17 protein-coding genes are annotated in these 17,554 nt (G+C 72.7%); 11 read left to right on the top strand and 6 right to left on the bottom strand.

Annotated features, from left to right (window positions below; translation table 11 throughout):
• The first annotated feature begins 1 nt into the window (after window position 1).
• Genes DEJ27_RS15965 through DEJ27_RS15955 form a run of 3 tightly spaced genes read left to right on the top strand, consistent with a single transcriptional unit; the run spans window position 2 to window position 4,403 of the window.
• The gene (locus tag DEJ27_RS15965) at window positions 2-1,024 is read left to right on the top strand and encodes a carbohydrate ABC transporter permease (RefSeq protein ID WP_027464452.1); all 1,023 of its coding nucleotides are present in this window, start codon (window positions 2-4) and stop codon (window positions 1,022-1,024) included.
• Window positions 1,024-1,905, top strand: coding sequence for a carbohydrate ABC transporter permease (locus tag DEJ27_RS15960; protein WP_017886791.1), 882 nt, complete (start codon window positions 1,024-1,026; stop codon window positions 1,903-1,905). The genes DEJ27_RS15965 and DEJ27_RS15960 overlap by 1 nt, the downstream gene beginning before the upstream one ends.
• Window positions 1,902-4,403, top strand: coding sequence for a glycoside hydrolase family 3 N-terminal domain-containing protein (locus tag DEJ27_RS15955; protein WP_181430178.1), 2,502 nt, complete (start codon window positions 1,902-1,904; stop codon window positions 4,401-4,403). Before DEJ27_RS15960 ends, DEJ27_RS15955 begins: the two co-directional genes overlap by 4 nt.
• A 66-nt stretch (window positions 4,404-4,469) precedes the next feature.
• Here the strand turns inward: DEJ27_RS15955 and DEJ27_RS15950 are convergent, their stop codons facing one another.
• The 3 genes from DEJ27_RS15950 to DEJ27_RS15940 all read right to left on the bottom strand — a co-directional run bounded on the left by DEJ27_RS15950 (window position 4,470) and on the right by DEJ27_RS15940 (window position 6,793).
• The gene (locus DEJ27_RS15950) at window positions 4,470-5,495 is read right to left on the bottom strand and encodes a glycosyl hydrolase family 18 protein (protein ID WP_110862648.1); all 1,026 of its coding nucleotides are present in this window, start codon (window positions 5,493-5,495) and stop codon (window positions 4,470-4,472) included.
• Window positions 5,496-5,550: 55 nt separating this feature from the next.
• A complete protein-coding gene (locus DEJ27_RS15945; RefSeq protein WP_110862649.1) occupies window positions 5,551-5,928 on the bottom strand; it encodes an ATP-dependent DNA ligase in 378 nt (125 codons plus the stop codon).
• Window positions 5,929-6,034: 106 nt separating this feature from the next.
• Window positions 6,035-6,793 (bottom strand): AraC family transcriptional regulator, encoded by a 759-nt coding sequence (locus DEJ27_RS15940; protein ID WP_181420177.1) that lies wholly within the window; start codon window positions 6,791-6,793, stop codon window positions 6,035-6,037.
• Between the two features lie 196 nt (window positions 6,794-6,989).
• On the opposite strand from DEJ27_RS15940, the gene DEJ27_RS17855 reads away from it, so the two are divergent.
• From DEJ27_RS17855 to DEJ27_RS15925, 3 genes are read left to right on the top strand one after another with little or no spacing between them, the layout of a single operon-like run.
• Window positions 6,990-7,157, top strand: a complete 168-nt coding sequence (locus DEJ27_RS17855; protein WP_181420178.1) for a hypothetical protein — start codon at window positions 6,990-6,992, stop codon at window positions 7,155-7,157.
• Window positions 7,154-8,116, top strand: coding sequence for a helix-turn-helix transcriptional regulator (locus DEJ27_RS17950; protein WP_220032972.1), 963 nt, complete (start codon window positions 7,154-7,156; stop codon window positions 8,114-8,116). The genes DEJ27_RS17855 and DEJ27_RS17950 overlap by 4 nt, the downstream gene beginning before the upstream one ends.
• A gap of 7 nt (window positions 8,117-8,123) precedes the next feature.
• Complete coding sequence (locus tag DEJ27_RS15925) at window positions 8,124-8,318, top strand: hypothetical protein (RefSeq protein WP_110862651.1); 195 nt, start codon at window positions 8,124-8,126, stop codon at window positions 8,316-8,318.
• On the opposite strand, the gene DEJ27_RS15920 is transcribed toward DEJ27_RS15925, so the two are convergent.
• Genes DEJ27_RS15920 through xylA form a run of 3 tightly spaced genes read right to left on the bottom strand, consistent with a single transcriptional unit; the run spans window position 8,311 to window position 12,025 of the window.
• Window positions 8,311-9,312 (bottom strand): acetylxylan esterase, encoded by a 1,002-nt coding sequence (locus DEJ27_RS15920; RefSeq protein WP_111091414.1) that lies wholly within the window; start codon window positions 9,310-9,312, stop codon window positions 8,311-8,313. The genes DEJ27_RS15925 and DEJ27_RS15920 overlap by 8 nt on opposite strands.
• A gap of 42 nt (window positions 9,313-9,354) precedes the next feature.
• Window positions 9,355-10,839 (bottom strand): xylulokinase, encoded by a 1,485-nt coding sequence (gene xylB, locus DEJ27_RS15915; protein ID WP_111091433.1) that lies wholly within the window; start codon window positions 10,837-10,839, stop codon window positions 9,355-9,357.
• Window positions 10,832-12,025 (bottom strand): xylose isomerase, encoded by a 1,194-nt coding sequence (xylA, locus tag DEJ27_RS15910; protein ID WP_111091413.1) that lies wholly within the window; start codon window positions 12,023-12,025, stop codon window positions 10,832-10,834. The genes xylB and xylA overlap by 8 nt, the downstream gene beginning before the upstream one ends.
• A 97-nt stretch (window positions 12,026-12,122) precedes the next feature.
• On the opposite strand from xylA, the gene DEJ27_RS15905 reads away from it, so the two are divergent.
• From DEJ27_RS15905 to DEJ27_RS15885, 5 genes are all read left to right on the top strand, one after another.
• Entirely contained in the window at window positions 12,123-13,319 is a 1,197-nt protein-coding gene (locus tag DEJ27_RS15905; protein WP_231495606.1) for a Gfo/Idh/MocA family protein, read from the top strand.
• Window positions 13,316-14,023: a ThuA domain-containing protein gene (locus DEJ27_RS15900; RefSeq protein ID WP_111091412.1), complete on the top strand. Its 708-nt coding sequence runs from the start codon at window positions 13,316-13,318 to the stop codon at window positions 14,021-14,023. Before DEJ27_RS15905 ends, DEJ27_RS15900 begins: the two co-directional genes overlap by 4 nt.
• Window positions 14,008-15,120, top strand: a complete 1,113-nt coding sequence (locus tag DEJ27_RS15895) for a Gfo/Idh/MocA family protein (protein ID WP_111091411.1) — start codon at window positions 14,008-14,010, stop codon at window positions 15,118-15,120. Before DEJ27_RS15900 ends, DEJ27_RS15895 begins: the two co-directional genes overlap by 16 nt.
• A gap of 34 nt (window positions 15,121-15,154) precedes the next feature.
• On the top strand, window positions 15,155-16,204 hold the full coding sequence (locus DEJ27_RS15890; RefSeq protein WP_110862655.1) for a sugar phosphate isomerase/epimerase: 1,050 nt from the start codon (window positions 15,155-15,157) through the stop codon (window positions 16,202-16,204).
• A 133-nt stretch (window positions 16,205-16,337) separates the two neighbouring features.
• A partial coding sequence (locus DEJ27_RS15885) for an ROK family transcriptional regulator (RefSeq protein WP_111091410.1) occupies window positions 16,338-17,554 on the top strand: 1,217 nt, incomplete at its 3' end.

The following is a 17,554-nucleotide window of genomic DNA, read 5'->3' as shown; positions in this document are numbered from 1 at the left end:
CATGACCCTCGACACCTCGCTCGGTACGACTCCGACCACCGGGTCGGACACGGCCGCGGGGACGTCCCCGGCGGGGAGCGGTTCGCCGCTCCCCGCCGGTCGGCGGACCAAGCGCCGCATCGCGGACTGGCGGAAGCGCGTCGAGATCGCGGTCCTCGCCGGACCAGCGGTCATCGTCTTCGTCACGTTCGTGATCCTGCCCGTGGCGCTCGCCGCGTACTACGGGTTCTTCAAGTGGCAGGGCTACGGCCCGCCCACCGACTTCGTCGGGCTGCAGAACTACCTGATCATCTTCCAGGACAAGGCGTTCCACGCGGTCCTGATGCACAACGGCTTCATCGTCGTGCTCTCCCTGGTGCTGCAGGGGCCGATCGCGATCGTGCTCGCACTGCTGCTCAACCAGAAGATGCACGGCCGAGGACTCGTCCGCGTGCTCGTCTTCGTGCCGTACGTCATCTCCGAGGTGATCGTCGGCACCGGGTGGAGCCTGATGCTCCAGTCGAACGGCGCCGTGAACGACCTGTTCCAGAGCATCGGCCTGGGCGGCCTCCGTGCGGACTGGCTGTCGAACCCCGACATCGCCATCTGGACGCTGCTCGTGATCATCTCGTGGAAGTACATCGGCTTCGCGGTGATCCTGTTCCTCGCCGGCCTGCAGAGCATCCCTGAGGAACTGTTCGAGGCCGCCGCCATCGACGGTGCCGGCTACTGGCAAATCCAGCGGCGCATCACGCTGCCGCTGCTCGGTCCGACCATCCGCATCTGGGCGTTCCTGTCGATCATCGGCTCGCTGCAGCTGTTCGACCTCGTCTACATCATCTGGGGGCAGTACATCGCGTCGACCGCGGGCACCTCGACGATGGCGACGTACATGGTCGCCAACGGCCGGACCTCGGGCAACTTCGGCTTCGGCAGCGCCGTCGCGGTCGTGATGTTCGTGATCTCGCTCGTGGTCGCCCTGATCTACCAGCGCTTCGTGCTCCGCCGCGACACCGCGGGTGCACTCACCGAGAGGAAGAACTGATGGCCACCACGAGCATCGTCGCCCCCGGGCGCCGGGCCGTGCGGGAGCGCCGGTCCAGTGCCGCGATCGGACGCGCGAACCCGCTGACCTACGTCGTCGCGATCCTGTTCGTCGCCGCCAACCTGGCACCCGTGCTCTACATCGTGCTGGGCGGCTTCCGGACCAACTCGCAGATCACCACGAGCCCCGCCGGGTTGCCGGCGCCGTTCGAGTTCGGCAACTACGGGTCCGTGCTGTCGAGCGGCATCTTCTGGCAGCAGCTCGGCAACTCCACGATCAGCGCCGTCACGACCACCCTCGGGGTCGTCGTGCTCGGGCTGATGGTGAGCTTCGTGCTCGCCCGCTACCGGTTCGCCGGCCGCGGGGCGCTCTACGCCCTGTTCGCCGCGGGCCTGATGTTCCCGATCACGGTCGCGATCACCCCGCTGTACCTGCTCGTCAAGGACCTCGGTCTGACGAACAGCCTGGCCGGCGTGATCCTGCCGCAGATCGCGTTCGCGCTGCCGACCACCGTCATCATCCTGGTGCCGTTCCTGCGGGCGATCCCCGACGAGCTCGAGGAGGCCGCGTCGATCGACGGAGCGAGCCGTCTCGGGTTCTTCTTCCGGATGGTCGTGCCGCTGTCGCTGCCCGGCGTCGTCACGGTCGGCATCCTGGCGTTCATCGCCAGCTGGAACAGCTACATCCTGCCGCTGTTCATCCTGAACAACGAGGCCGCGTACACGCTGCCGCTCGGGGTCCAGTCGTTCTCGTCGCAGTACTCGGTCGACACCGCCAAGGTGCTCGCGTTCACCTCGATGTCGATGATCCCGGCCCTCGTGTTCTTCACGATCTTCCAGCGCCGCATCGTCGGTGGCCTGACCGGGGCGGTGAAGGGGTGACCGCGACCGACGCGACGCAGACCGCCGGACGCGACCCGCGCCTCCAGGCCGACAGCGCGGCGGACGCGACGGACGCGACGGCCGCGACCGCGACCACCGCCGGACCCCGCGCCGACGCCCTGCTCGCCGTGATGACCCTCGACGAGAAGGTCGCCCAGCTCGTCGGCTACTGGCTCGACCAGAACGGCGTCGTCGCCCCCATGCAGGGCGAGATGGCGGCCGTGCAGCTGGGCAGCACGCTGGCGGACATCACCCGCGACGGCATCGGGCAGTTCACCCGCGTCTACGGCACCCGTCCCGTCGAACCCGACGAGCGTGCCGCCTGGCTCTGGGCCGAACAGCGCCGCCTGCAGCGCGAGACCCGGCTCGGGATCCCGGCGCTCGTCCACGAGGAATGCCTGACCGGCCTCGCCGCGTGGAAGGCCGCGACGTTCCCGACCCCGCTGGCGTGGGGCGCGTCGTTCGACCCGGAGCTCGTTGAGCAGGTCGGCGCCGCGATCGGTGCGTCGATGCGGCAGCTCGGCGTCCACCAGGGGCTCGCACCGGTGCTCGACGTGATCCGTGACCCCCGCTGGGGCCGGGTCGACGAGTGCATCGCCGAGGACCCGTACCTGGTCGGCACGGTCGGAACCGCGTACGTGCGCGGGTTGCAGTCCGCCGGGGTCGACGCGACCCTGAAGCACTTCCTCGGGTACTCGGCGTCGCAGGCGGGACGGAACCACGCCCCCGTGCACGCCGGAGCGCGCGAACTCGCCGACGTGTACCTGCCGCCGTTCGAGATGGCGCTGCGGGACGGCGGCGCCCGGAGCGTCATGAACTCGTACGCCGAGATCGACGGCGTGCCCGTCGCGGCGAACGGCGAGCTGCTCACCGACCTGCTCCGCGACCGGCTCGGCTTCGACGGCACGGTCGTCGCGGACTACTTCTCGGTGGCGTTCCTCGAGGTCATGCACGGCATCGCCGCCGACCGTGGCGAGGCCGCGGCGCTGGCGCTCGAGGCCGGCGTCGACGTCGAGCTCCCGACCGGCGACGCGTACCTCGCGCCGCTCGTCGAGCGGGTCCGCAGCGGGCAGGTGGACGAGGCACTCGTCGACCGCGCCGTGCTCCGGGTGCTCCGGCAGAAGGAACGGCTCGGCCTGCTCGAACCGGACGCCTTCGCCGAGGACGCCCCCACCGGGATCGACCTCGACACCCCGCTGCACCAGGCACTCGCACGCCGGCTGGCGGCGAAGTCGCTCGTGCTGCTGTCGAACGACAGCGGCGCCACCGACAGCGGCAGCGCCGACGGCGCCACCGACGCCACCCCCGTCCTCCCGCTCGCGGCAGGCGCCTCGGTCGCGGTCATCGGCCCGAACGCCGACCGCGCCGAGGCCCTGCAGGGCTGCTACTCGTTCGCCAACCACGTGCTCGCCTCGCACCCCGACCTGCCGCTCGGCTTCGCGATCCCGACCGTCCGCGAAGCCGTCGCCCAGGCCCTCGGCCCGGCAGCGGTGCGCTTCGCAGCGGGCTGCGCCGTCACGGGCGACGACCGGGCCGGCTTCGCCGACGCGGTCGCCGTGGCGTCCGCCTCGGACGTCGCGGTGGTCGTCGTCGGTGACCAGGCCGGACTCTTCGGCCGCGGCACGGTCGGCGAGGGCAACGACACCGAGTCGCTCGACCTGCCCGGCGTGCAGCGCGAGTTGGTCGAGGCCGTCGTCGCGACCGGTACCCCCACCGTGATGGTGCTGCTCACCGGCCGGCCGTACGCGATCGGCTGGGCGCTCGACGGCGACCAGCCGCGTCCGGCCGCGGTCGTGCAGGCGTTCTTCCCGGGCGAGGGCGGCGGGCTGGCGATCGCCGACCTGCTCACCGGCGCGGCCTCGCCCTCGGGCCGCCTGCCGCTGTCCCTGCCCCGGTCCGCCGGCGCGCAGCCGTTCACCTACCTGCACCCCCGGCTCGGCGGTCCGTCGGACGTCACCGCCGCCGACTCGACGCCGGTGCGACCGTTCGGCTTCGGCCTCGGCTACACCGACTTCGCCTACGACGAGCTCGTCGTCGACCAGGACGTCCGCTCCGACGGCGTCTTCACCGCGTCGGTGACGGTCCGGAACACCGGGTCCCGTGACGGCGAAGACGTCGTGCAGCTCTACGGGCACGACGTGCACGGCAGCGTCACCAGGCCCGAGGTGCAGCTCCTCGGGTACGCGCGGGTCGCGCTCGCCGCGGGGGAGTCCGCGCGGGTCCGCTTCCGCGTCCCGGTGCAGCGCTTCGCGTTCACCGACCGCCGCATGCGCAGGGTGGTCGAGCCCGGCGACGTGCAGGTCTGGGTCGCGTCGCACGCGGCGGTGTCACGGCCGGGAGGCCCGGTGGCAGCCGGTGGGATCGTCGCCTCGGGCGACGGGCCGGTCCGACACCCCGTCCCCGGCACCGCCACGGAGCGCGCCACCGTCGCGGTCACCGGCGCCGTCCACGAGGTCACACTCGACGACCCCCGCCTGGTGGAGTGGTCGCTCGTCTGACCGGGAGACGGACAGGAGGCCCGGTGCCAGCGTGCACCGGGCCTCCTGTCCGTCAGTGGGTCGCGGTCACCCGACCGGTTCGATCCGGTCGGACAGGTCCAGGGACCAGACGGCGACGCCTGTCAGGCCGAGCCGGTCCGCCAGCGCGATCCGCTCGCGCAGCGAGCGTGCGTCGGACCACCAGAGCACCTCACCGCTCGGCAGGGTCGCGGTCCACTCGCCGACCGTCGCGTCCCACCGGGCGGTCGCGCCCGCTTTCCGGACCCGGAGCCGGGCCTGGGCGTCGGAGAGCTGACCGGCCGGACGCGTCCCCTTCCAGTGGTAGCCGTACCCGGCGACACCGAGCACGATCTGGTCGGCGGGGGCGAGGGTCGCGAGTGCACGGGCGGCCTTCGACGACCACGCGAGCGACCCGACCGGGCCGGGCGCGTCCGGTTCCCAGGGGCCGTGCTGGTCGTAGGCCATGAGCGTCAGGTGGTCGAGCGGGGCGCGGAGGGCGCGCACGTCGTAGCCCAGGCGGGCGTACCCGGCGGCTGTGGTCGACGCGGACAGGGCGATGTCGAGCCGGACGTCGTCGCCGACGGCGGCTCGGAGCTCCCAGGCGAAGGCGGTGAGGCCGGGCTTCTCGGCCGGGGTCAACGCCTCGAGGTCGATCATGATCGAGTCCCAGCCGCCCGTGGTGACGTCGGCGGCGAGCGACCGGACGACCCGGGCGCGGTTCGCGGGCGAGGTGAGCAGCTTCCGCGCGATCGGCTCGCTGAAGTCCCCGTCGGCCTCGGAGTAGTTGCTCACGAGCAGCTGTGCGGTGAGCCCGTTCGCGTGCGCCCGGTCGCGCTGGGCCTTCGCGGCACGCGAGGGGACCGTGACCTTCGTGCCCGTCCGGTTCAGCAGCAGGCCGTCGACGCCGACCACGTCCATCGCGGCGGCGTTCGCGTCCACCAGGGCGGTGTCGGCGTTCTCGGGCTGGAAGCCGGTCACGTCGAACCCGTCGGCCCGGGCAGCGGTCGGGGTCGTGCAGCCGGCGAGTGCGAGTCCCGTGGAGAGGACGGCTGCGAGCAGCGCGGAGCGGCGTCGACGCGGGGTGGTGGTCACGGGGAGGGGCGTCCTGTCGTTGGTACCCGGTCGGGGCGTGTCGTCGGCGCTCCGGTCAGGAGGCGCTGATGGTCGTGGTGGGGCGTGCCGGCGGGGCCCCGGCGACTTCGTCGGCGGAGACCGGGCCCTCGGCGTCCGTCGGTTCCGGGCTCAGGACGAGGCCGGAACCGCTCGCCGCGCTGGCGTAGAGCTCGTCGAGCCACGAGCGGTTCACGCTCGGTGACTTGCCGCCGGCGAACTTGAAGTGCAGTCCGCAGTAGGGGTGGATCCAGATGCTGCTGCGGCCGCCACCGACGGCGGGGTCGTCCTTCCACGAGAACACGAAGCTCTCTCCGCGGCGGATGAGGTTCACGATGACGATCTGCAGGTGCGTGAGCGCACGGTCGTCGAGGCGGAGCTCGAGGGGTTGCGAGTCGTAGATGAGCTGGCCCATGGCGCTGCCTTCCGTCGGGTGGGACCCGCCGCACGTGCCGGGCCCGCGGGGTCCATCCTCCCCCGATTCCTCGACCCCTGGCGCTTTTCGTCCATCCACGGCGTGATCAGTCCCGTTCCGTGCCGGCGGCCGACGGCGGGACGGTCGGTGCCGACCACGGTGGGAGCTCGGCCGACGGGTACCCGCCGTGCTCATCCGGCGCCCGCAGCATCGGGTTGACCGCGCGCAGCCGGATGCCGGAGCTGTCCCCGGTGACCCCGCGGACGGCGCTCGCCAGCAGGAACGCGACGACGTCGGCCGTGCTGCCGTCGGGGTCGTAGCCGTGCCAGGGGCGGTCGTCGCCCTGGGCGCGTCGCAGGGCACTGGCGAACGTCGCGTCGGCGTCGTCGACCTCCACCTCGCAATCGAGCACGATCCGGAAGCGTGATCCCTCGCCCGGGGGCCGAGCGAGGTCCGGCGTGGCGAGGGGCTCCGGGTCCTCCGGGTCGAACGACCGGAGCGCCGCCGACGGTGCGGTGCCGAACGCGGCACGGTACTCGGCAGCCATCCGCCCGGCGTTGCTGAAGTGCCAGTGCTTCGCGACGTCTGCGATGGTGCGTCGGTCGGCCGGTGTCATCGACAGCAGGTCGCGGCGGACGCCCTCGAGCCGCACCCCGCGCAGGTACGACGCGGGTGAGGTCTGCAGCTCCCGCCGGAACGCGCTCTGCAGGCCGCGGGTCGACAGGTGTGCGGCGGCGGCGATGTCCGGTACGGAGATCGCTTCACGGGCGTGGGCGTGCACGAACCGCAGCGCCTCGTGCACGCTGCGGGACAGCCGTGCTCCGCCGTGCTCGGGACCACTCGCCGTGGTCGGTGCCTGGTCCATACGTGGAGGGTACGAGTCGGTCGGGCGGATCGGCCCCCGACGCCACGACGCCGCCGTTATCCGGGGTGCGCGGATGTGGATCGCACCCGTTCGGGGGCCATTGTGGACCTCGACGGAGGCGCTTATCGTCCAGAAGGTACTCAAACTGTCCCCCTCCGAACAGGGTCGGAGGTGCGGGGGCAGATCGGAGGATCTCATGAGTGTTTACGAACGTGCACCGGGGGTCGCCCCGGTCCACATCACCTCCTACCGGGCGCGGGCACGGGCTGCCCGACGCGGGTGGATCGTGCAGTCCGAGGACGACGTCGATCGCGAGCGCTTCACCTTCGCGGACCTCCGCGCACAGCGGGGGCGGAACCCGTGAGCAGCGACACCGTCCCGCGGGCCGTGGTCGGCCACGCACCCCGGGCCGCCGAGCGGTGCGGCCGGACCCCCTCCGACGCCGTCCGGACGGTCCGTGCCGTGTACGACGGTCGCGACGTTCGGTTCGCACCCACCGACCGGTTCGCGTTCCGCCACCGGACGGTGCGCCACCACAACGTCGCGCTGCTGTCGTCGGCGGTGTCGACGGCCGCCGCCGCCTCGTTCACGCCGGACGGCACGCCGGTGCTGGCGTGGTCGACCGTGGGGTGCCTCCGGGTCGACGACGACGCGCCCACCCGTCCCGGTGTGCCGGTGCTCCTGCCGACGGACCGACCGTTCACCCTGATCGTGCCGGCGGGGACCGTCCAGGTGCTGCGGGTCGACCGCGGCTTCCTCGACGCCGTGAACGGGGTCGTGTTCGACCACCGCTTCGCCGGGCGACTGCGATCCCGCCCGGCCGAGGCCGAGGTCTCCCACCTGCTCGCCCGCATCGACGCGGTGGCGGTCAACGCGCTGCACCCCGACCGCAACCCGGGCGGCCACCTGTCCGCACAGGTGCTGCTGGCCGAGTCCGTCCTGCGGGCCTTCGGCGGGACGGGCGCCGAAGGCGACGCACCGCCGGTGCGCCGGACGGTGAACACCGTGCAGCTCGCGCAGGCCTGGCTCGCGGAGCACTGCGACCGGCCGCTCCAGCTCGCGGACGTCTGCGGGGCCGTCGGGGTCAGCTCCCGCACACTCCAGGAGAACTTCGTGCAGCACGTCGGGGTGAGCCCCATGACGTACCTGCTGCAGGTCCGCCTCGACCGGGTGCGGATCGCGCTCCAGCTCGCCGACTGCGCGCAGACGACGGTGGCCGAGGTCGCGCACCGGTGGGGCTTCCGCCACATGGGGCGGTTCTCGAGCACGTACCACCAGCGCTTCGACGAGTACCCGAAGAAGACGCTCCAGACGAGCACCTGACCCGCCCGTGCGCACGCGACAACAGCGGCTGATCGGGCTGGCGGAGCGGGTCCTGCTCCACCAGCCGGACGTGGTGCCGGACAGCATCCTGTTCGAGTGGGGCGACCACCGCGGACGCGACTGGGAGCAGACCCTCACCGTGCACTACGACGTCGGTGGAGGGAGCCCCGGCCCCCACCACCGGCACCACTACTTCATCTGACCGGGCTCTGCAGCCGGTCCGCCAGGAACGCAGCCTGACGCTCCCAGTGCCGGAAGCCGCCACCCTCGTGCCCGTTGTACGGGTACACGACGATCTCGCGGTCGGTGGAGCCGAGGGCGTTGAACGCGGCGAAGGTCGTGCGCGGCGGAACGACGTCGTCCATCAGCGCGACCGAGAACAGCGCCGGGGCGGTGATGCCGGCGGCGTGGTTCACCCCGTCCAGGTACGCGGCGGTCTCCCACACGCTGTCGGCCGCGTCGCGGTGGACGGAGAGGTACTGCGCGAGCTCCAGGTACGGACCGCCGACCGCGACGTCGGTGCCGTTCCGCCAGTCGGCGAGGAACGCCACGTCGGGCAGCACCGCGGCGACCGGTCCGACGTGTGCCTCGACCAGGGCCGCCGCGGCGATCGTGATGCCGCCGCCCTGGCTGCCCCCGGTCAGGGCGATGCGCTCGGGGTCGATCCCGGGAAGCGTCCGCACCGCCTCGACGAGCCGCACGGCGTCGGTGTAGACGCGGCGGTAGTAGTGCTCGGCCGGTGAGCCGATGCCGCTCGTCATCCAGCCGCTGGCGTGCGGTGCGGAGCCGTGCGGGTCCGGGGTGTCGCCGCCGGCCCACCCGGAGCCCTGGCCGCGCGTGTCCATCACGACGTGCACGTAGCCGGCAAGGGCCCAGTGCACGCGCTCCCCGGGGCGACCACGGCCACCGCCGTAGCCGAGGAACTCGACGACGACCGGCAGTGCGCCGGGGTCGTCGGACACCGGGCGGTTGACCCACGCGCGCACGGGGTCGCCGGCGAACCCGGGGAACGTCAGGTCCTCGACGACGAGACCGGTCACCGGGGTCTCGGCCGGCACGAGGGTCGACTCGACCCCCTCGCCCGCGGTCCGGGCGGCGGCGATCGTGTCCGCCCAGAAGGCGTCGAAGTCAGCGGGACGACGGACGTCCGAGCGGTGGGCGCGGAGCGCGTCGAGGGGCAGGTCGGTCAGTGGCATGGGGTCCTCCGGGGGCGGGGAGTGTCGGATCCGGTGCGTCGGTCAGCGCGCCGCGGCGCGGTACTGCTCGAGCACCGCGGGGTGCGGGTCGGACGGCACGGTGGTCGTCGCGGTGTCCCACGTCGGCAGTGCGCCGGTGAGCGCCCACGCGGCCTGCTTCGCAGCACCCGCGGCGACGTACTCGCCGGGCTCCGGCACCAGGACGTCACGGCCGAACACCTGTGCGGCGACGGTGCGGACCGCCGGGTTCCGCGCAGCGCCACCGATGAGCAGCAGCCGCTCGACGGTCACCCCGGTGCCCTGCACCGCGGCCAGTCCGTCGGCGAGGGCGCAGAGCATCCCCTCGACGGCCGCCCGGGCCAGGTGCGCCCGGTCGGTGGTCGCCGGCGTCATGCCGAGCAGCGATGCGGTCGCGTCCGGCCGGTTGGGCGTGCGCTCGCCGACGAAGTACGGCACCAGGACGAGGCCGTCGGCCCCGGCCGGCGCCTGCAGCGCCAGTTCGCCGAGTGCGTCGTGGTCGACGCCGAGCAGGCCGCCGATCACCTCGAGCACGCGGGCCGCGTTGAGCGTCGTGACGATCGGGAGGCGCGACCCGGTCCCGTCGGCGAAGCCCGCCACGGTCCCGCTCGGGTCACGCACCTCGGCGTCGCTGACCCCGAAGACCGTGCCGCTGGTGCCGAGGGACACCGCGACGTCACCCGGGCCGAGACCCAGGCCGAGCGCTGCCCCGGCGTTGTCGCCGAGTCCGGCGCCGACGACGAGTCCGGACCGGGCGACCGCGCCGCCGGGCAGCTCGACGTCGGTGGACAGGGTGCCCATCGCCTCGTCGGGAGCGACCACGCGGGGAACGACCACGGCGGCGTCGTCACCCATCGACGCCGGACGCATCGGTCGCCCGAGCGCGAGCTCGAACAACTCCGGGTCGTACTCGCGGCGCACCGGGTCCCAGTACGCCGTGCCGCTGGCGTCGGACGCGTCCGTCGCCAGGGCGTCGAGGTCGGGGCCGAGCGGGCTCTCGTCCGCCGGGCCGTAGCCGCGGAGCCGCCACGACAGCCAGTCGTGGGGGAGCGCCACGGCCGCGACGCGGGCCGCGTTCTCGGGCTCCGCGTCGCGGAGCCACCGCAGCTTGGTGCCCGTGAACGACGCGACCGGCACCAGCCCCGTCCGGGCGACCCAGGCCTCCCGGCCGAGTTCGTCGACCATCTGCGCGGCCGCGTCCGCACTCCGCACGTCGTTCCAGAGCAGGGCGTCGCGGACCACGCGGCCGTCGGCGTCGAGCGCGACCATGCCGTGCTGCTGCCCGGCGATGGCGACGGCACCGACGTCGTCGAGGCCACCGGCGTCCGCGACGGCTGCGCCGAGGGCGTCCCACCAGTGGCGGGGGTCGACGGAGGTGCCGTCCGGGTGGGACGCGCGTCCCTCGCGGACGACCGCACCGGTCGCGGCGTCACGGATGGTGACCTTGCAGGACTGGGTCGACGAGTCGACCCCGGCGACGAGCTGGCGCTCGTCCGTGTTCTCAGCCACGAGCACCCATCAAGTGCTCCATCGCGAGCTGCTGCAGGCGGACGAAGCCGAAGCCCTTGCCGCCGAAGTAGGCGTCGGCGTCGAAGTCCTCGTAGGCGGAGCGGTCGGCGAGGAACGCGTCGTACGACTCGCCGTCGTCCAGCGTCGGCGTCGACAGCTCGCCGACCTTGGAGGCCTCGAGCGCCGCCTGCACCTCGGGGTCCGCGCGGAACGCCTGCGCACGCTCCTTGAGGAGCAGGTACATGCGCATGTTGGCCGACGCGGAGTCCCAGACGCCGGTGATGTCCTCGGTGCGGCTCGGCTTGTAGTCGAAGTGGCGCGGGCCGTCGTACGCCGGGCCGCCCTGCGGGGCGCCGTGCTCGAGCAGGTCGACGAGCGAGAACGCGTTCTGCAGGTCGCCGTGACCGAACACCAGGTCCTGGTCGTACTTGATGCCGCGCTGACCGTTGAGGTCGATGTGGAAGAGCTTGCCCTGGTAGAGCGCCTGGGCGATGCCGGCCGTGAAGTTCAGGCCTGCCATCTGCTCGTGGCCGACCTCGGGGTTGATGCCGAACAGCTCCGGGCGCTCGAGCGTCTCGGTGAAGGCGATCGCGTGACCGAGGGTCGGCAGGAGGATGTCGCCGCGGGGCTCGTTCGGCTTCGGCTCGATGGCGAACCGGATGCCGTAGCCCTTGTCGGTGACGTACTGGGCGAGCAGGTTGACGGCCTCGCGGTACCGCTCGAGCGCGGCCTGCACGTCCTTGGCGCTGTCGTACTCGGAGCCTTCGCGGCCACCCCACATCACGAACGTCGACGCGCCGAGCTCGGCGGCGAGGTCGATGTTGCGGAGCACCTTGCGGAGCGCGAAGCGGCGGACCTGCCGGTCGTTCGAGGTGAAGCCGCCGTCCTTGAAGACCGGGGCGGAGAACAGGTTCGTCGTGACCATCGGCACGACGATCCCGGTCGACTCGAGCGCACCCTTGAGGCGGTCGATCTGGGTCTGGCGTTCGGCGTCGGTCGAGCCGAACGCGAACAGGTCGTCGTCGTGGAAGGTCAGGCCGTAGGCGCCGAGCTCGTCGAGCTTCTCGACCGCCTCGACCACGTCGAGGGCGGGTCGGGTCGGCCCGCCGAAGGGGTCGGAGCCGTTGTAGCCGATGGTCCAGAGACCGAAGGAGAACTTGTCTGCACGGGTGGGCGTCGTTGCCATGGTGGTCACCGTTCGTCGTCGAAACAAAATGTTGCCGCGCCCAACATAAGCGGTAGTGTTGGCTGTGGCAAGCACGTGATCGCAAAGGAGCGAGCGGATGGCAAGTGAGTCGACGGTGCAGCAACGACTGCGGGTCGCGATGGTGGGGCACGGCTTCATGGGAGCCGCGCACTCACAGGCGTGGCGGACCGCCCCCAGGTTCTTCGACCTCGGCACCGAGCCGGAGATGGCGGTGATCGTCGGGCGTGATCCCGAACGCACCGAGGCCGCTCGGCAGCAGTACGGCTGGCAGGCGGCGTCCACCGACTGGCGTGCCGTCGTCGCCGATCCGGACATCGACGTGGTCGACGTCGTTTCGCCGGGGTCCTCGCACGTCGAGATCGCGATCGCCGCGCTCCAGGCCGGCAAGCACGTCCTGTGCGAGAAGCCGCTCGCGAACACCGTCGCCGAGGCCGAGGCGATGACCGCCGCCGCCGACGCCGCCCGTGCACAGGGCGTCCGGGCGATGGTCGGGTTCAGCTACCGCCGGGTGCCGGCCATCGCGTTCGCGCGGCAGCTGGTGCAGGACGGCCGGATCGGCACCGTGCGCCAGGTCCGTGCGCTCTACCTGCAGGACTGGCTCGCCGACGCGGACGGCCCGATGACCTGGCGCCTCGACAAGTCGCTCGCGGGTTCGGGGGCGCTCGGGGACATCGGCGCGCACGCGATCGACCTGGTCGAGCACGTCACGGGCGCGTCGCTCGCCACCGTGTCCGGCACCCTCGAGACCTTCGTGACCGAGCGTCCGCTGATGGCCGAGGGGGTGGGGCTCTCCGGCACCGCGTCGAGCGAGCGCGGGCAGGTCACCGTCGACGACGCCGCGTTCTTCACCGCACGGCTCGACGGCGGCGCGGCCGACGGTGCGATCGGCACGTTCGAGGCCACGCGCTACGCGACCGGGCGGAAGAACGGTCTGACGCTCGAGATCAGCGGTTCCGAGGGCGCGATCCAGTTCGACCTCGAGTCGATGAACGAGCTCCGGCTGTACGAGTCGAACGCACCGGCGGGGGAGCAGGGGTTCCGCCGCATCCTCGTCACCGAGCCCGAGCACCCCTACATGGCCGCGTGGTGGCCGACCGGGCACCTCATCGGGTACGAGCACACCTTCAGCCACCAGGTGAAGGACTTCGTCGACGCGATCGTCGCCGGCACCGACCCGTCGCCGTCGTTCGCCGACGGCCTGCACGTGCAGCGGGTCCTCGACGCGGTCGAACGCAGCGCCGCCGCCGGCAGCACCTGGACGGCGACCTCGTGAGCGCCGCCGAGCAGACCCGCCAGGCGCTCGTCGTGCGCGGCGGGTGGGACGGCCACCAGCCCGTCGAGACCACCGACCTGTTCATCCCGTTCCTGCAGGACCACGGCTTCGCGGTCCGGGTCGAGGGCTCGCCCGCCGTCTACGCCGACCGGGAGTACATGGACACGGTCGACCTGATCGTCCAGGTGAACACCATGACGACCATCGCCGCCGACGAGTTCGCCGGTCTGCAGCGGGCCGTCCTGAACGGCACCGGCCTGGCCGGCTGGCACGGCGGCATCGCGGACTCGTACCGCGACAACGCCGACTACCTGCACATGATCGGCGGGCAGTTCGCGCACCACGCGGGCAAGCACCCCGACGAACGGGTCGGGGAGCAGTCGGACAACTACATCCCCTACACGGTGCACATCACCGACCTCGGGCACGAGCACCCGATCACGCAGGGCATCGAGGACTTCGACCTCGTCACCGAGCAGTACTGGGTGCTGAGCGACGAGTACGACGACGTCCTCGCCACCACCACGCAGGAGGCCCGCTCGTGGGACCCCTGGAACCGCCCGGTCACCGCACCGGCGATCTGGACCCGGCAGTGGGGGAAGGGACGGATCTTCGTCTCGGCCCCCGGACACCGGATCGAGATCGTCGAGTCGCAGCCGGTCCGCACCATCATCGAACGGGGACTCCTGTGGGCAGCACGGTGAACGAAGGGGTGCTCCGCGTCGGAGTCGTCGGCGTCGGGGTCATCAGCCAGCAGTACTTCGAGCACTTCCCGGCCCTGCCCGGCCTCGAGCTCGCCGCGGTCGCCGACCTCGACGTCGCCCGTGCCGAGCAGGTCGGTGCGGCTCAGGGCGTGCGCGGGACCACCGTGGACGACCTGCTCGCCGCCGACGACGTCGACGCGGTGCTCAACCTGACGATCCCGGCCGCGCACGCCGACATCGCCACCCGGGCACTCGCAGCAGGCAAGCACGTCTACGGCGAGAAGCCGCTCGCGATGTCCACCGCCGAGGCCGCACCGGTGCTCGAAGCCGCCCGCGCCGCCGGCCTGCGCGTCGGCAGTGCCCCGGACACCGTCCTCGGCACGGGCATCCAGACCGCACGGGCCGCCCTCGACGACGGCGCGATCGGCACCCCGGTCGGCGCTGCCGTCGCCTGGAGCGCACCCGGGCACGAGCTCTGGCACCCCGCGCCGGCGTTCTACTACCAGCCGGGCGGCGGACCGCTCCTCGACATGGGGCCGTACTACCTGACCAGCCTCGTCACGTTCTTCGGGCCGGTCGTCCGGGTCAGCGGCAGCGCCACCCGCTCCACCCGTGAACGGACGATCGCGACCGGACCGAACGCCGGCACGTCGATCCCGGTCGACATCGACACGCACGTCGTCGCGATCCTCGAGCACGAGGGCGGCGTGGTCTCCACCGTGACCGTCTCGTTCGAGGTGTGGGCCACCCGCGCCCCGCTGTTCGAGGTGTACGGCACCGCCGGCACCCTGGGGGTACCGGACCCGAACCGGTTCTCGGACACCGTGTCGATCGCCACCGCCGACGACCGCTCGTGGCGCGACCTGCCGGTCGCCGCCGGGTACGCCGACGCCGGCCGCGGTTACGGCCTCGCCGACATGGCGCACGCGATCGCGACGGACCGGCCGCACCGTGCCTCCGGCGACCTCGCGTTCCACGTGCTCGAGGTCATGGAGGCGGTCTCGGCCGCCGCCCGAGACCACTCGGTCGTCGACGTGCACTCGCGCGTCGAGCGACCCGCCACCGTCCCCGCCGGGTCCGCACCCGGATCCTGGTGACGGAACCCGACCACCGCGAAGAAGGACGACGACGATGACGACGACGGACGCGAGCGACACGACGGAGACGACCCGGGCCTCCCGGCCGGTCACCCTGTTCACCGGACAGTGGGCCGACCTGCCCTTCGAAGAGGTGGCCCGGCTCGCCGGCGAGTGGGGCTACGACGGGCTGGAGATCGCCTGCTGGGGTGACCACCTGGACGTCCGGCGCGCCGCGACGGACCCGGAGTACGTGGCGGACCGGCTGGCGATCCTGGAACGCCACGGCCTGCGGGTCTGGACGATCGCGAACCACCTGGTCGGCCAGGCCGTGTGCGACGACCCCATCGACCAGCGGCACGAGGACATCGTCCCGCCGCGCGTGTGGGGCGACGGCGACCCCGAGGGCGTGCGGCAGCGTGCGGCCGAGGAACTGCAGTGGACTGCCCGTGCCGCCGCGGCGCTCGGTGTCGACACCGTCACCGGCTTCTCCGGCTCGTCGATCTGGAAGACCGTCGCCGGGTTCCCGCCCGTGCCCCCGGGGATGATCGACGCCGGGTACCAGGACTTCCACGACCGCTGGTCACCGATCCTCGACGTCTTCGAGGAGGTCGGGGTCCGGTTCGCACTCGAGGTGCACCCGTCCGAGATCGCCTACGACTACTGGACCGCCAAGCGCACGCTCGAGGTGTTCCAGGACCGGCCGGCGTTCGGGTTCAACTTCGACCCGTCGCACTTCGTCTGGCAGGACCTCGACCCCGCCGCGTTCCTGCTCGACTTCGCCGACCGGGTGTACCACGTGCACTGCAAGGAGTCGGTGAAGCAGCTCGACGGGCGCAACGGGCGGTTGTCCTCGCACCTGCCCTGGGGCGACCCCCGGCGCGGGTGGGACTTCGTCACCGCCGGTCACGGGGACGTGCCGTGGGAGCGGGTGTTCCGCGTCCTGAACCACATCGGGTACGCCGGCCCGACCAGCGTCGAGTGGGAGGACGCCGGCATGGACCGGCTCGTCGGCGGGCCCGAGGCGCTGGCGTTCGTCCGGCAGCTCGGTACCATCGCGCCGCCGGACGCCGCGTTCGACGCCGCGTTCTCGCGGTCGCGCTGACCGCCACCACGCTGCGGGGCCGCGCGGTCGCCGGGGTTTCGCGCGGCGCGACAGTCCACGGGCCCGCCGGTGCGAAACTCGTCGCTCAGCCCGAAACCCCACCCACGACCGCACCCACCAACGAGGAGGACCCATGGCACGGCAGCCCACGGCGACGCCGGGCAACGCCGCGCGCGTCCTCCGGCTCGTCCACGAGGACGGCCCCGTCACCCGCGCCGAACTCACCCGGCGCACCGGCCTGAACCGCTCGACCATCCTCGCGCTCGTCGGGGAACTCGTCGACGCCGGTCTCGTGCACGAGGAGACTCCCGCCGCGGGGACCCCCGGTACCGGTGTCGGACGACCGAGCGGGGTCGTCCGGGCGTCCGGCGACGTCCTCGCCGCCGCGGTCACGGTCGAGATCGACGCCGTCGGGGTCGCCCTCGTCGGCCTCGACGGCACCGTCCGCGACCGGCTGGTCGAGCCGCAGACCACCGTGCCCACCGCGGCGCACGCGATCGACGCCGTCGCCCGGGTCCTCGCAGCACTCCTCGCCCGCACCGGACCGGCGGCCCGGATCGTCGGGGTCGGTGTCGCCGTGCCCGGCATCGTCCGGGTCGAGGACGGCACCGTCCGCGACGCCCCGCACCTCGGATGGCGTGACGAACCCCTCGCCGCACCGCTCGCGGAACGCCTGGGGCTGCCGGTCCGGGCCGCGAACGACGCCAACCTCGGCGCCTGGGCGGAACGGCTGTACGGCAGCGCCCGCGGCGTCGACGACCTCGTGTACCTGAACGGCGGCGCGAGCGGCATCGGCGGCGGGATCGTCAGCGCCGGCCGGCCCTTCAGCGGCGCCGACGGGTACGCGGGCGAGCTGGGGCACACCTTCGTCGCGGCGAACGGCATCCGCTGCCACTGCGGTGCGGTCGGCTGTCTGGAGACCGAGGCCTCGCGCTCCGCGCTCACCGCGGTCAGCAGGACACCGCCGGACGACCTCGACGCGCTCGCCGCGGCGCTCGCCGAGGGCCGGCCCGAGCTGGAGCGGGTCGTCGACCGACAGGTCACCGCTCTCGCGACCGCACTGCGGAACGCCATCCACACCGTCGACCCCGAGGTCGTCGTGCTCGGCGGGTTCCTCGGTGCGCTGCTCGGACACGTCGGCGACCGGATCGAAACCGACGTCCGGGCGCAGACGATGGCCGCCATGACCGACCGGCTCCGCATCGTCCCGGCGGCACTCGGCCGCGACGTCCTGGTCCGTGGCGCCGCCGAGATCGGCTTCGCGGAGCTGCTGCGCGACGCCACCATGCCCGCGGCGCCGGCGCCAGCGCAAGCGACCACGTCCGCGGCGCCCGCCGCCGCCCCCTCCAC

This window comes from Curtobacterium sp. MCPF17_018, assembly GCF_003234135.1.
In the GTDB taxonomy this organism is placed as follows: Bacteria; Actinomycetota; Actinomycetes; order Actinomycetales; family Microbacteriaceae; genus Curtobacterium; species Curtobacterium flaccumfaciens.
Note: the sequence above shows the minus strand (reverse complement) of the source record. Positions and strands in the feature narration are given on the sequence as shown.